11 protein-coding genes are annotated in these 14,840 nt (G+C 38.7%); 8 read left to right on the top strand and 3 right to left on the bottom strand.

Translation table 11 applies throughout. The annotated features are described in order from the left end of the window. Nucleotides 1-27 precede the first annotated feature (27 nt). The 4 genes from HQN86_RS14890 (at nucleotide 28) to HQN86_RS14905 (ending at nucleotide 3,465) form a co-directional block, all read left to right on the top strand. Nucleotides 28-186, top strand: coding sequence for a hypothetical protein (locus HQN86_RS14890; RefSeq protein WP_172661689.1), 159 nt, complete (start codon nucleotides 28-30; stop codon nucleotides 184-186). A gap of 76 nt (nucleotides 187-262) precedes the next feature. Next, the gene (locus HQN86_RS14895; RefSeq protein WP_172661690.1) at nucleotides 263-1,471 is read left to right on the top strand and encodes a carboxypeptidase-like regulatory domain-containing protein; all 1,209 of its coding nucleotides are present in this window, start codon (nucleotides 263-265) and stop codon (nucleotides 1,469-1,471) included. A gap of 59 nt (nucleotides 1,472-1,530) precedes the next feature. Beyond that, nucleotides 1,531-2,676 carry a radical SAM family heme chaperone HemW gene (hemW, locus tag HQN86_RS14900; RefSeq protein ID WP_172661691.1) on the top strand — a complete coding sequence of 382 codons (1,146 nt, stop codon included), beginning with the start codon at nucleotides 1,531-1,533 and terminating at the stop codon, nucleotides 2,674-2,676. A 3-nt stretch (nucleotides 2,677-2,679) separates the two neighbouring features. Beyond that, entirely contained in the window at nucleotides 2,680-3,465 is a 786-nt protein-coding gene (locus tag HQN86_RS14905; protein ID WP_172661692.1) for an SDR family oxidoreductase, read from the top strand. A gap of 121 nt (nucleotides 3,466-3,586) precedes the next feature. On the opposite strand, the gene HQN86_RS14910 is transcribed toward HQN86_RS14905, so the two are convergent. Further along, the gene (locus HQN86_RS14910) at nucleotides 3,587-6,745 is read right to left on the bottom strand and encodes a glycoside hydrolase family 2 TIM barrel-domain containing protein (protein ID WP_172661693.1); all 3,159 of its coding nucleotides are present in this window, start codon (nucleotides 6,743-6,745) and stop codon (nucleotides 3,587-3,589) included. 148 nt (nucleotides 6,746-6,893) lie between these two features. On the opposite strand from HQN86_RS14910, the gene HQN86_RS14915 reads away from it, so the two are divergent. Beyond that, the gene (locus tag HQN86_RS14915; RefSeq protein WP_216854415.1) at nucleotides 6,894-8,207 is read left to right on the top strand and encodes a DUF3472 domain-containing protein; all 1,314 of its coding nucleotides are present in this window, start codon (nucleotides 6,894-6,896) and stop codon (nucleotides 8,205-8,207) included. A 40-nt stretch (nucleotides 8,208-8,247) separates the two neighbouring features. On the opposite strand, the gene HQN86_RS14920 is transcribed toward HQN86_RS14915, so the two are convergent. Beyond that, nucleotides 8,248-9,513 carry a DUF1501 domain-containing protein gene (locus HQN86_RS14920; protein ID WP_172661695.1) on the bottom strand — a complete coding sequence of 422 codons (1,266 nt, stop codon included), beginning with the start codon at nucleotides 9,511-9,513 and terminating at the stop codon, nucleotides 8,248-8,250. A gap of 19 nt (nucleotides 9,514-9,532) precedes the next feature. Continuing rightward, nucleotides 9,533-11,416, bottom strand: a complete 1,884-nt coding sequence (locus tag HQN86_RS14925; RefSeq protein ID WP_172661696.1) for a DUF1800 domain-containing protein — start codon at nucleotides 11,414-11,416, stop codon at nucleotides 9,533-9,535. Between the two features lie 288 nt (nucleotides 11,417-11,704). Between HQN86_RS14925 and HQN86_RS14930 the strand changes: the two genes are divergently transcribed. From HQN86_RS14930 to HQN86_RS14940, 3 genes are all read left to right on the top strand, one after another. Next, nucleotides 11,705-12,586 (top strand): cupin-like domain-containing protein, encoded by an 882-nt coding sequence (locus HQN86_RS14930; RefSeq protein WP_172661697.1) that lies wholly within the window; start codon nucleotides 11,705-11,707, stop codon nucleotides 12,584-12,586. A gap of 152 nt (nucleotides 12,587-12,738) precedes the next feature. Beyond that, entirely contained in the window at nucleotides 12,739-13,620 is an 882-nt protein-coding gene (locus HQN86_RS14935) for a cupin-like domain-containing protein (protein WP_172661698.1), read from the top strand. A 96-nt stretch (nucleotides 13,621-13,716) separates the two neighbouring features. Then, on the top strand, nucleotides 13,717-14,814 hold the full coding sequence (locus tag HQN86_RS14940; protein ID WP_048907737.1) for a vWA domain-containing protein: 1,098 nt from the start codon (nucleotides 13,717-13,719) through the stop codon (nucleotides 14,812-14,814). Nucleotides 14,815-14,840 lie beyond the last annotated feature (26 nt).

The raw sequence follows: 14,840 nt of genomic DNA on the forward strand, positions 1-14,840 counted from the left end.
CGGTTTACCTATTAATTATTTACTATTATGAAAAATTCAACCGAAGAATTACAGAGCTATCAGCCAGAGTTGGTTAAAATGTTCGAAGTAGAAGAGCTTGAAGAGAGAATGGAGTTTGCAGCGTGGAGTCTTTCTGCTAAAGCGAGCAATGACGGCTGGGAAGCGAGTGCTACCGTTACCCTTTAGAGGCTAACAACCTACAATAGGAGCATGGTATTGCGCAATACCATTGCTCCTATTTTTATTTCTTATTTTTATCTCTATGCGATTTTATCAGATTCTTATTCTTTATTGCCTTAGTTTTATTTTTTGTACGCCAGCACTTTTTGCCCAGGCAAATCAAGGCATTAAACTGCATGGAACTGTTGCAGATTCAACTAATAAACAGCCCTTGCCCAATGCAAGCATTTACAATGAACAGGCTCAAAATACTACCATAAGTAATGATGAAGGCGGTTTTGAGATTTATGCAGATGCCCTTCCTGTTACATTAAACATATCTTACGTTGGTTATCAAACACAAAAAATTACGGTGACAGATCCCACGCAACAGTTATCGATAGTGCTTAGCCCTGCATCCATCAGCCTTGACACGGTGTTGGTTGGCAGAGACAATGCAGTCCAGCTGATCAGGAAAGCATTTGAAAAGGTGTATGCCCATGCTACCAGGAAGTATTACGGCAAAGGATACATCAGACAGTTCACTAAGGAGGGTGATACCTACACCGGCATGCAGGAAGCTATATTTAACGGCCAATGGCAGAGTTTTGCCATGACTGGCTGGCAACCGTTACAAACAAGGTATGCTAATCTGGAGAAAAGTATGATCAGCTTTACAAACTTTAGCTTCTTTAGCTTTATGTCTACGGGATATTTACCAAGTAATGTGGTACGAAAACCAGTAACGAAAAGACCGGATTCTCTATATGATTGCCGTATCAGCCAATATATAACAGGAAGTAATATGCATGAAATTGCTGTGATTATGTGCACGCCTAAAACTAACAAGACAGATAATATGTTCGTTGGAAAGATATTCATTGATACTGAAAATTACGACGTATTGAAACTTGACGGGAAGATCGTTAACTTTTCATTTGACCTGAGTGGTCCACTAAAATTAAAAGACACAGAAGTAAATACTATAGTGAACTTTAAAAAGACTGCAGATGGTGCTACTGTTCTTGATTTTGCTGATATTAAATTCACCAGCAAAGCTGCATTTGGTTTTGTGACGGCTAAGAAATTGTTTTATGATGCAAAGATCTTAATGTACGATTATGATGATACGCTTTCGAAAGAGAAATACATGACTATCACACCAAAGACCGACGATGTGGGGTTGATGAAGAACATTCCATACAACAGTGAGAAATGGGATGGTAATACTATGATCTCACATACTCCACTGGAAAACGAGATTATACGTTCTTTTGAACGTCGTAAACTAATTAGTAATTACCTTCGCTGATCGTGCCAGATTAATCTCTCTATTGTACACAAGTCATTTTTATACCTTATTTTTGCCAGATGTCCGGCATTTATATCCATATTCCTTTTTGTAAGAAAGCCTGTAGTTATTGCGACTTTCATTTCAGCACCTCTTTAAAATACATTGATGAGATGACTGATGCCATATGCGAGGAAATTATTCGAAAAAAATCCAGGATAACAGATCAGGTCGGCACTATTTATTTTGGGGGTGGAACACCATCAGTACTTCCATCAAAAGGTTTTGAAAAAATATTTAATACCATAACTAAACATTTCTCTGTTTCATCGGATGCTGAGATCACTATTGAGACTAACCCTGATGATCTTGATGCAAAAAAGATCAGCGAATTAAGGCAGTTACCCGTAAATAGATTTAGCATAGGAATACAATCTTTTTTTGATGAGGATCTGATATGGATGAACAGGGCCCATAATGCAGGCGAAGCTGAAACCTGCATAAAACGCAGTCAGGATGCAGGATTTGAAAACCTGAGCATCGACCTTATTTATGGCTATCCTTTACTAACAGACAACAAATGGCTAAGCAATATTAATAAAGCTATTGAATTCCAAACACCACATATTTCGGCATATTCATTAACTGTTGAGCCACGCACTGCACTTGCAAGTGCAATAAAAAAAGGCAAACAAACGCCTGTTAATGATGAACAGAGTGCTTCTCAATTTATTACACTTATTGACAAACTAAAAGAAGGTGGTTTTGAGCATTATGAGATTTCGAACTTCAGCAAACCAGACAAGTACGCCGTTCATAACACCAATTACTGGCGCGGGATTCCTTATTTGGGGATAGGCCCATCTGCTCATGGTTTTAGCGGTAAAACACGATATCTTAATATCGCAAATAATACAGCTTACTTAAGCGAATTGCAAGCTGGAAAACTCGCCGAAACGATTGAAGAGCTTAGTCTTTACGATAGGTTTAATGAATATATTATGACCTCATTAAGGACAATGTGGGGTACAAGTTTAACTAAAATTGAGTCTGATTTTGGCAAGGTGTTCTTAACGGACACTATTAAAAATATAAAGCCTTTTATAGAAAAGAAGTGGTTAGAAAATCAGAGTGACCATCTTGTTTTAACGTTAGATGGGAAATTGTTTGCAGATCATATCGCATCTGAATTGTTTATAACAGAAGATGATCACCTTAAATATTAAGTAATGAATAGTAAAGTTGTTTGGATTACCGGCGCATCCTCTGGAATTGGCGAAGCTTTGGTTTATGAATATAATAAAGCAGGCGCAAGATTGATCATATCCTCACGCAATCGTGATGAGTTATTTCGGGTTAAAACGAACTGCAAGAATCCGGTAAACATTCATGTATTGTCCTTAGATCTTGAAAATACAGCCACCCTAAGCGGAAAAGCCGAAGAGGCTATTCGTATTTATGGTCATATCGACATTCTGATCAATAGCGGTGGAATTAGTCAGCGTGGATTGGCTCTGGAAACCGACCTCGAAACTGAACAACGTTTAATGAATGTTAACTTTTGGGGAACAACCATCCTAAGCAAAGCAGTGCTGCTTAATATGATTGCAAATGGAGGTGGGAATATTGTTTGCATAAGCAGCCTGGTTGGAAAGTTTGGCACAAAGATGCGCTCTGCTTATTCAGCATCGAAACACGCATTGCATGGATACTTTGATTCACTTCGGTCTGAAGTGTATGACAAAAAGATAAACATTACAATTATCTGTCCTGGTTTTATTAAAACGAATGTTACGCTTAATGCATTAACGGCAAATGGTACACCGCAGGGCACCATGGATGCTGCACAGGAAAATGGTATGTTAGCGGAAGATTGTGCCAGGAAGATCGTTCAGGCAGTAAAACTAAATAAGGAGGAAGTGTACATTGGGGGTAAAGAAGTGAAGGGAGTTTTGTTTAAAAGATTGTTCCCTTTAAGATTCTCTAAATACCTTAGAACTGCGAAAGTCACCTAACACTTCACCAGCAATCTGCAAGATGATAAAAATTGCAAACGTTTGCGCAATCATTTCAAAATCAGAACAAAAGGAATAGAAGCTAAAAAAAGGAGCGTAAATTTACGCTCCCTTTTTCTGGTTATTTTATTGGGTTTATCCAGTAAGAATATTCATGTTTTACAAAAGGAACTCGGTATTCCTGTAAAGGCATAGAACCCCAGCTATCGATTCCTTGTACACCACTTTGGATCAAATCCATGTGCATGTAAATTTTATCGCGCTTAACAAGTTCGCCTGAATGATACTGCTGTTTCTCTTCTTCCGGGTCAAGATCATCCAATGAATATGGAAGTGCTGAGAAGCTCAATAAGCTATCGGCCATACCAAAGCTTAACCCTTTTCCTTTTTTATCTGTAAAATTCACCCAGCGTACATCTGTTTTATTACCGCTTTCCTGTGGACGCGCATATGGGAAATACTGCTCATCAACAGTTTGACTATACAGGCCAATAGAGGACCCTGTTTTACGATCCCAATAGGTTTCTCCAGGGCCGCGGCCATAGAAATTTATTTTACTAAACTCTTTGCTTAATTGCAGATCATTACCGATACGCTGCATTAGCGGATACTTTCCTTTAATGGCTGTAAACTTGTTGTCTACTTTAACCACTCCATCTGCCCTTACTGTAAATGTCTGCGTTACAGAAGCATCACCATTTACCAGTTCTTTTGTAAATGTTACAGTCACATCACCCGCCCCATCTTGTTTAAGATCCGCCATACTTAGTTTACCTTCTGTATAAGCATTGCGCCACTTCCTTAAGCTACTGTTAAAACCTGCACCTATATCATTATCTGTAGGTGCACGCCAGAATGCCGGGATTGGTCCTTCGGCAAGCATTTGAACCCCTTTAATACTATAGCTGCTCATAGTACCCGCTGCCATATCAAAAGCTACAGAAAAGTCTTTGCCTTTTACAATAGCTTTACCTGATTCTTTTTCTATCAATAGCTTGCCATTAGCAGTTGCTATTTTAACAGGTTGGGCTGTACCGTTCCATGCAAATTGTTCTGCTGCGATGTTATATCCCGCCGGTAAAAACGGTTCTTCCTTTTTAAGGTTATAATAAATATTTAAAAAGTATTCTGCTCCTTCCTTAACCTTGGTTTTAATTGGTAAGCTGATCTCCTTTTCTGTTCTTGGATCAATATTTAAAGCACTTATATTACCTTTCTCTATAGCCTTACCATTTTCCAGAAGTTCCCATGCCAGCCCAACGTTATCAAGGTTTTTAAAGAAATAAGAATTATTGATGCTGATCTTATTTGACCCGTTATAAGCTGTTTTAATATACTGATATACCTTTTTTACCTCAACAGCCATTGGTGTCATTCCTCTGTAATTGGTAACAACACCTTTTACACAAAAATCATTATCACTAAAATCCTGATTAACGGGACCGCTTAATGGAAAATCTCCACCATATGCATTAATGCGTTTACCATTTTTAACCGTATCAATTGCCTGATCTATCCACTCCCAAATAAAGCCTCCCTGTAAATTAGGCTGGCTTTCTATAACGTCCCAATATTCTTTAAAGTTACCCAAACTGTTGCCCATAATGTGCGCAAATTCACTCATAATAAGGGGTCTGTCTGGTTTGCTGTTAGCATATTCCTTAAGCCAATTCGGATCTGGATACTGAGGCACAATCATATCTGTATTGTAATCTTCTTCTGCGCGTTCATATTGTACCGGCCTGATGTCATTTGACTTTAACCAGTCGTAACCCTCATAAAAATTAACCCCATTTCCCGCTTCGTTTCCAAGCGACCATGTGATTACCGACGAATGATTTTTATCGCGTTCATACATTCTTTTAATACGCTCCAAATGAGGAGCTCTCCATTGTTTATCATTACCCAGTGTATATGCCAGATCGTAATAGCGACCATGAGATTCTATATTCGCTTCGTCAACAACATAAAGACCGTATTCATCACATAACTCCATCCAATATGGATCAGGAGGATAATGAGAATGCCTAACTGAGTTTACATTCAGCTTTTTCATCATCTCCATATCTTTTCTCATATCGGCACGGGTAAGTGCATGCCCTTGGGTTGCATTATGCTCATGACGATTAACACCTTTAAAGAATACCCGCCTACCATTTACCAGAAAGTTATTATTTACCAGTTCTACAGTGCGGAAACCGATGCGCTGAGGAATAACCTCCAGCACTTCTCCTTTTTTATCTTTAAGTGTGATGAATAGTGTATACAGATTTGGTGTTTCTGCAGTCCATGCTGCAACATTTTCTACCTGTGTATTAAAGCTAACCGTACTTTTAAAATTTCCAAGAACTGTTTTAACCCCTTTTGTTTCATCTTTGTAAACAGATTTACCTTTAGGATCTACCAAGTCTAATTCTATAGCGAAGCTATCAGGCTTGCTGTGCATGGTTTTCTTGTCTATTCTGTAATTGTCTATTTCGGCAGTAAATGAAAGAATCCCATTTTTATATGATTTATCCAGTGTTGCAATTGCTTTAAAATCTCTTACATCTAATTTTGGTGTAGCATACAGATAAACATCTCGCTCAATTCCCGAAATACGCCACATATCCTGGCACTCCAAATAACTTCCATCACTCCAGCGGTACACTTGCAAAGCAACCAGGTTTTCTCCGGGCTTTATATACCTGGTAATATCAAATTCTGCTGCAAGTTTACTGTCTTCGCTATAGCCTACTTTTTTACCATTTACCCATATATAAAACGCGGATTTTACAGCCCCAAGATGAATAAATACCTGGCGGCCATCCCAATTTTGAGGCAGACTAAATTTTTTACGATAAGACCCTACCGGGTTATTATCTACTGGAATATCAATAGGAGGATTCATTTTAGCGCCGGTATTTTTACGGCCGGCAAATTCGTATGGCTGATTTACATAGATAGGCAAGCCATATCCATTGGTTTCCCAATTGGCAGGCACTTTAAAATTATCCCATTTGCTATCGTCGAAATCTGTTTTAAAAAAATCATCCGGACGCTTACGCGGGTCCTGTACCCAATTAAATTTCCATTGGCCATTTAAGGTTAAAAAGTAATCGGATTTTTCTTTCTCTCTCTTAGAAGCCAGATTTTTGTTTTCAAAAGCAAAAGCTGATGCTCGCATTGGCATTCTATTAACTGAGACTACTTCGGGGGTTTGCAGTTCAGACGGCAATTGCTGTCCAATTACAGCCGAGGTAGCCAATAATAGAGATAGGGTTGTTAAAAAAGTTCTCATTTGTATTCTTAGATTGTATTATCCACCCTCGAACCTAATTATATTTTGGTTAAAACATTAGCGCAAACGTTTGACTTAAATTTAGTTCAACATTTTAATTATGGTTTTCATACATTTAATTTATAACACAAACCACACATAAATGAACATGAAAAGAACCACCCTGTTTCTGCTTGCATTTCAGTTTTTACTTAGCACAGTTTGCCTGGCAAAAGCCCAAAATAGCGCAGAACCTGAAACCATTACCATACCGCTTGGCGGGAATGGATGGGTAAACGAAAACTCGACAGCCAGCATTAAAAAGGAAGGTATAACCAATTGGTCTGCCGCTAGCGATGTAATTACCATCTATTTTAGAACAGAATCTTCCGGAGAAGCAGAGATTTCTTTAAAACTAAGTGTCCCGGAGGGGGAAAGTAAAATAAGTCTCACTGCCGAGGGCACGACTCTTGTGAAAGAAGTAGGTAATCTGGGCTCTGCTATAGTTAAAATAGGAAGCATTACCATTAAACAGCCTGGATATGTGAAGATAGAGCTAAAAGGACTTTCTAAAACAGGAGGTTTTTTTGCAGAGGTATCTGATTTAATTGTAAGTGGCAGCGAAGAGCTTTTAAAAGGTGCTGCTTACGTTAAAAACGATGAAGGCAATTACTTTTATTGGGGTCACAGAGGCCCATCTGTACATTTGGGTTACAAAATTCCTGCTGAAGCAGAAAACAATACGGAATGGTTTTACAATGAAATTCAGGTTCCGGTAGGTGAAGATAAATTAGGTACGTACTTTATGTCGAATGGCTTTAGCGGAGGATACTTCGGGATGCAGGTAAATTCACCAACTGAGCGTAGGGTTTTATTTTCTATTTGGAGCCCATTCTCCACTGACGATCCTAAATCCATTCCAGACAGCATGAAGGTTGTATTGCTTAAAAAAGGAAGCACAACAAAAACAGGCGAATTCGGCAATGAGGGTTCTGGCGGTCAGAGCTATATGTTTTATCCATGGAAAGCTGGAAAAAGTTATGCTTTTTTAATAAGAGCACAACCTAATAAAGACAAAAAAACGACGATATATACCGCCTATTTTAAGGATTTGGAAAAAGGAAACTGGCAACTTGTAGCCAGCTTTGAACGTCCAAAGTCCGGAGAGTATTTAAAAGGACTCCATTCCTTCTTAGAAAACTTCTCTCCATCAACAGGCGATCAATCCCGCAAAGCAAAATATAAAAATCAATGGGCCATTGATTCTGAAGGTAATTGGCATGAAGTTACCGCAGCAACATTTACAGCTGATGCCACTGCAAGAGAGAATTACAGGAAGGATTATGCAGGAGGAACAGAAGATTCGTCATTCTTTTTAAAGAATTGTGGCTTTTTTAATGATTTCACTCCAATAAAAACTCCTTTACAAAGAAAATCATCTGGAAAAGAACATCCTGAAATTGATTTTAAAAAACTGCCGTAAGGCCTATAAGGGTGTTTAAATTAAGTTTTGGACACCCTTATTAACTCATCACTCCTATTTTTGAGCCACTCCAGTCTGGGAACAGCACCTTATCATTATTAATTCTTAAGTGCTTATCGGCAACCTCACTAAACACAGCTCTAAAATCTGTAGTAACTGCAAGGTCTCTTCCATCTTCAAGGTTTTCAATTGCAAGAGGATTCACTATACCATGTACTAATCCTCCCTTTACTCCATTTCCAAGAATAAAGTTGCAGGAAGCCCTGCCATGATCTGTCCCTCCGGTTCCGTTTTGTTTTACTGTTCGGCCAAACTCAGTCATGGTCATAACCGTTACGTCATCTTGCAGCGTATCTATGTCTGTCCAAAAGGCCATAATACTTTCACTGAGATCATTTACATTTCTTGCAAAAATTCCGGTTTCCCTTCCCTGATTAAAGTGAGTATCCCATCCTCCCGATTCAGCAAATGCCACTTCCATCCCTACATTCATTTTGATTAGCTGTGCAATCTGCTTCAAAGAATTTCCTAAGGCTGAATTAGGATAGATAACTCCATTGGTGGGTTTATAATTTTTCACATCTGTTTTTTGAAGCATTTTTATGGCTTCAAAACTCTCTTTCCCGGTTTCTTTTAATAGACCAGAGGAAGTTTGATCGTAAAGATCTTCAAAGCTTTTAGCAGCCATGTTGGCTCCATTAACATTACCCCTCATTTGAATGTTAAAATCTTGCAGGTTGCTAATGGCTACCGCGGGATTATCACCATAAAAAGATCTTGGTAAGGATGAAGTTAAGCTCACTCCTCTGAGGGGCGTTACTCCGTCGTGCCCAAGCAAGCCAACGGCTCTGTTTAGCCACCCACTTTCAGTACCTTTTTTAAAAGGCGTACCTGATTCCATATAATCCTGTGCGTCGAAATGAGAGCGTGTATTATTTGGAGAACCTATTCCGTGTACTATTCCCATTCTTTTTTCTCTAAATACCTGTTCAAAGGAGCCCATTGAAGGGTGTAACCCAAAACGGCCATCCAAATCTATCAAGGGTTTATTTGCAGAAGTTTTAGCAGCTGACATAAACAGAGACGGTCTCGCAGTCCTTAAATATTCGTCTGTAAAAGGAGTTACCGCCATAAGTCCATCCATAGCTCCCCGCTGAAAAATGCAAACTAGTATTTTCCTTCTTTCAAAAAGGCCTGGTTGCTTTATCCCGGCAACAGCATCGGCCAGAAAACCTGGTACTCCACCCATCCCTATTCCAAATAAGGCAAGTCCTCCTGCTTTTAAAAATCCCCTTCTTGATGTCATGATAGTTTTTTATTTAAATCTATTTACGTTGGAATTCAGGAGAACCAAGAATTACACCTACTACCTGAGCCAATTCTGAATTCTTCACATCTTCTTTTTTAGTTATTCTACCCTTTTTAACGCCTCCCATAACTTCGGTGTTGTCAATATTCGATGCTACGGGCGTGTTTTTCTCAGCAGCTATTTCTACTTTTTTATTTAAATCGGGATCCTTAAGCATAGGTTTCAATCTCTTTATGGTAGCGTCAAGATTACGTTCGGGCATAATGATCTTGCTGTATGTTGTTAAAGCTGCCTCAGCACTCTCGGGTTCATGATTATTGTTTAAAGCCGCCAGGTCAACCTTTATTCCTGGGATGCGCTGAGAAGCAAGTGCCAAACCAAAATTCATTCGGTTTAATAATGCTCCGGTATTAATCCAATATTGACCCCTATCTGGGAATCCTGTTGGAGCCTGATAATAGTACATCTTTTGTCCCATTTTGTTGATCCAGCTAAACAACTGATATGGTTGTGTAATTTGAGCATCTAAACTCCGTACTGCGCTAATGGCAAGTTCAAAAGGCGACTTTGTTTTTTCCCTTAAAGCATCAACCTTCCAGAATTCGGGAGAAGAAACCATGATGATCATTACCTGTTTTATATCTCCGTCTGTTTTAATAAATGTTTTTGCCATTCTATCTATAAGCCGTGGAGATGGTTGATCGCTTACAAATTTTGTTGCAATCTTTTTTGAAATGAATTTTGCCGTAGAAGGATGATGGGCAAGCATGGTTAGTAAGGTTACACCTTCCTCATACCCACCATTGGCAGAGAATCGTTTGCCAAGCACTGTTTTCTCTCCATTATCATGCCGGGTGGGCACAAATAAGAAATCTCCCTGATGCACAAACCCTCTTTTTTCAAGATTAGTTTCCCCAACATTATCCATCAGCTTTTTCATTCCTGCACCATATCCATCTTCGCCCATTGGAGCAATAGTCCAGCCCGTTAATACCCTTGCCGCCTGCGTTACATCGTTCTGGTCATACCCCCCATCCACGCCAAGTGTATGTAATTCCATTACCTCACGGGCATAATTCTCGTTTAATCCCCCTTGTTTCTTTTTAACCTGTGCTTTCCTATTCTTATTGCCACCTTTTGTTTGTACAGAATCATTTCTGACAGCTGCGGGTTGCCCGCTGCTACTAAAATTATCTAAATAGATAAGCATTGCAGGGGACTTAGCCGTAGCCAGCAGCAAATCGTTGAACTTACCAGTTACATTGGGTCTGATCACATCCCGTTCAAAAGCAGGAACAAAAGAAGCGCATTGGTTTTTGGTCAAAGAGACATTAAAGTGATTGAACCAGAAATCGGTAAGTAACTCCCGTAATTGATTATTCGTATAAGCAGCTCTTAAAATTTTCTGGTTAATAAACTGACGATATAGCTCTTGTTGGGGCTTTAGTCCATTCATTTCCATATACTCTTTAATCTGCTTTTTATACGCTGCCTGATTTCCTTTATTTACCGAATCTTTATCTATAGCTCCATCTTTAATGGCCATACGCAATACTCTTGCTGATCTGGGATATTTATTTTCTACATCAGTATTACTTAAATTGATATCATCAAATTGGGCCAACATTTTATCCAGCTCTTCATCTTGTAAGCTGCCTTCCAGCTGTTGTATAAACCATTTCTCTAAACCTATTTTCAGAACACGATCTACGTCTCCAGCCTTGGGGCCGTAAGTAAATCTGCTTAGCATGTGTTCGGCTGCCTGTCGCTCACTTAGTCCTGCTTGCTTGTAAGGGAATTTCAATTTTACAGTAACTGATTCCTTTTGAAAAAAAGAGCATAGGGTAATAAAAAACAAAACAAATACTAAAGAGAAGAGGATCTTAATGGATGTTTTCATAGTTGTTTTGTTGGATTATGTTGGTATGACAATTAAAACGTCAAAAAGATTAATCAGCATATAACTTATTATGAATAGAGAAATCCGTCATTAAGATTTGAACGTATATATGCTTATAAGCGTTGAAAATTTCATTGAAGTAAGACTTTAGGGTGGTGATCAATATGGCCGATGTAATTATAAAGCATCGGCTTTTTTGTTTTGTCAGGGATTTTTAATTTTTGATATCTGCAATTCCCTTCACTATCGTTTTTCTATAATTTTGCTTTGTCTTAATATTGAATTAACATGAAGTTTGACTTATCACCAATCGATATCGTTAATGATATTTCCAAAGAGGAATTCGAAAAGAACTACTTGAACGCCCGCAAACCGCTCATTATAAAAAACATGTCGAAGACATGGCCTGCATACGACAAGTGGAATTTAGACTACATGAAATCTGTTGTCGGCGATAGAACTGTTCCCTTATATGACAGCTCTAAAGCTGATCCTTCAAAACCGATTAATGCTTCAGCAGCTGAAATGAAGTTCGCAGATTATGTAGAATTAATTAGAAACACACCTACCGACCTCCGCATTTTTTTGTTTGACCCCATTAAACAAGCACCTAAACTACTGGATGACTATCGTGCACCGAAAGAATTGATGGGCGGTTTCCTGGACAGCTACCCAAACATGTTTTTTGGTGGAAAAGGTTCCGTTACTTTTTTGCATTATGATATAGACCTTGCTCATATTTTTCATACCCATTTTAACGGTCGCAAACATGTGATCCTTTTTGAAAACAAATGGAAAGAGCGCCTTTATCAAATTCCATATGCTACTTATGCATTAGAGGATTATGATGTTGAAAAGCCAGACTTTAATAAATTTCCGGCACTGCAAGGTGTTAAAGGAGTTGAAGCATTTCTGGAGCATGGCGACACTTTATTTATGCCTACGGGTTACTGGCATTGGATGAAATATCTTGATGGGTCTTTTTCTATTAGCCTAAGGGCCTGGGATAAATCATTAGCGGTAAAAGTAAAAAGTTTATATAATCTTACCCTTCAGCGTAAGTTTGATGATTTTATGAAAGCTAATTTCAAAGAAAAGTACATGACCTGGAAAGAGAATCTGGCTATCAAACGAGCAAACAGAGCGCTCGCCAGTCAGCAACCCTGTTAATAATGATCTAATCTTAATTTATTTGAAATAGCAGCTATGAAATAAATTAAGAATGACGTTATGAAGAGAAGGATTTTTTTATCTAAGTTTGTTCTAAATAAGGTCGGTAAACAGGCATTTCGCCGTTAACACGTATCTTATCATTAAAACTTATGAGTTTTATTTTAAAGCCGGTAGATACCGTTGAGAGCATCAGCCCCGCTGATTTTAAAAAAAATTATTTAGATGCCAGACGCCCTTTGATCATTAAAGGACTGACTAAAACATGGCCGGCAAGAGAAAAATGGACGACCGACTATTTAAAAGAAATAGGAGGAGATCTGAAAGTTAGCTTGATGGACAATTCTAAGGCTGATCCGTCGAAACCGATTAATGCATCTGTAGCAGAGATGAGATTTGGGGATTATCTTGATCTTATTAAATCTAAACCAACAGAACTGAGGATCTTTTTCTTTAATCTGTTTAAACATGTTCCTAACCTGGTAAATGATATTGTTATTCCTAAAGATTTAATGGGAGGCTTTATTGAAAGCATGCCTGCTATGTTTTTTGGGGGATCGAACTCGGTTACCTTTTTACATTACGATATAGATTTACCTCACCTTTTCCATACCCACTTCGGTGGAAGAAAGCACATTATCCTTTTTGATAATAAATGGAAGAAGCGCTTGTACTGTATCCCTAATGCAACCTACGCATTAGAAGATTATGACGTAGCCAATCCTGATTTTGAGAAATTCCCAGCACTTAAGGGGGTTGAAGGTTATGAAGTTTTTCTTGAACACGGTGATACCCTGTTTATGCCTACCGGTATGTGGCATTGGATGAAATATCTTGACGGCTCTTTTTCGTTAAGCCTAAGAGCGTGGGATGCGTCAATTACAAGAAAGGCCCAGAGTGTATTTAACCTTGCTATTAAAGGAGGTGTTGACAGTATTTTAAAAATGGCATTTAAAGCTCCTTACGCTAAGTGGAGAGAACGCCTGGCAATAAAAAGAGCTGAGAGAGCATTGGCAAACGGCAGCCCTAAATAGGCTGCCGAAACTTCTCTGCCTGAGGTATTTTTACAACTGGATAACATTATTAACACCTCAAACTTTTACCTTCGATAATTCGTTTATAATGAATATATGAGAGGTTTCCATTTTTCTAATTTCCAACCCGATGATTTACCGAAAGGTGGCTTTGATGAATTGCTTAAGCTTTTCACCCAGCTTTTGAATTATACTGCAGGCGATGCCGGGGAGGCATTGGCCTGGATGAACGAGCTGGACAAGAAATATAAGTTCACAAATAACGAATATGGGATGGGTGATTTTATTGATGACCTTAAGGAAAAAGGTTATTTGAAAGAGAACCCGGCAAATGGTGACTTAAGCATAACTGCCAAAACAGAGCAAACCATACGTAAATCTGCCCTTGAAGAGATATTCGGCCAGTTAAAAAAAGCCGGAAAGGGTAACCACAACACCAATATATCAGGCATTGGCGAAGAGAAAAATGCAGACAGAAGAGAATTTACTTTTGGTGACAGTTTAGATCAGATAGACATTACCGCGTCAATCCAGAATGCCCAAATAAACCACGGCATTGCTAACTTTACGTTAACAGAGCGAGATCTGGAAGTAGAGGAAAAAGACTATAAGACCCTTACATCGACCGTACTGATGATAGACATATCACATTCTATGATTCTATATGGCGAAGACAGGATAACGCCCGCTAAAAAAGTAGCTATGGCGTTGGCAGAGCTAATTAAAACCAGATATCCTAAAGACACGCTGGATATTGTTGTATTTGGCAATGATGCATGGCCTATATCAATTAAGGATTTGCCTTATTTACAAGTAGGGCCTTACCACACAAATACTTTTGCCGGATTGGAATTGGCAGCCGATTTACTACGCCGTCGTAAAACCCATAACAAACAGATTTTCATGATTACGGATGGTAAACCAACTTGTTTAAAAGAAAACGGCAGATATTACAAGAACAGTATGGGGCTTGACAGAAAGGTGGTTAATAAAACCTTAAATATGGCGGCTCAATGCAAACGACTAAATATCCCAATTACCACGTTTATGATAGCCCAGGATCCTTACCTGCAACAGTTTGTACGAGAATTTACCCAGATCAACGGAGGAAGAGCATTCTATAGTTCCTTAACCGGCCTTGGAGAATACATATTTGAAGATTATATAAAGAACAGACGGAAAACAGTCAGATAAGTTCTAAGCGCTCAATTCGAAAAGAT

The organism is Pedobacter panaciterrae (assembly GCF_013204795.1).
Classification (GTDB): Bacteria; Bacteroidota; Bacteroidia; order Sphingobacteriales; family Sphingobacteriaceae; genus Pedobacter; species Pedobacter panaciterrae.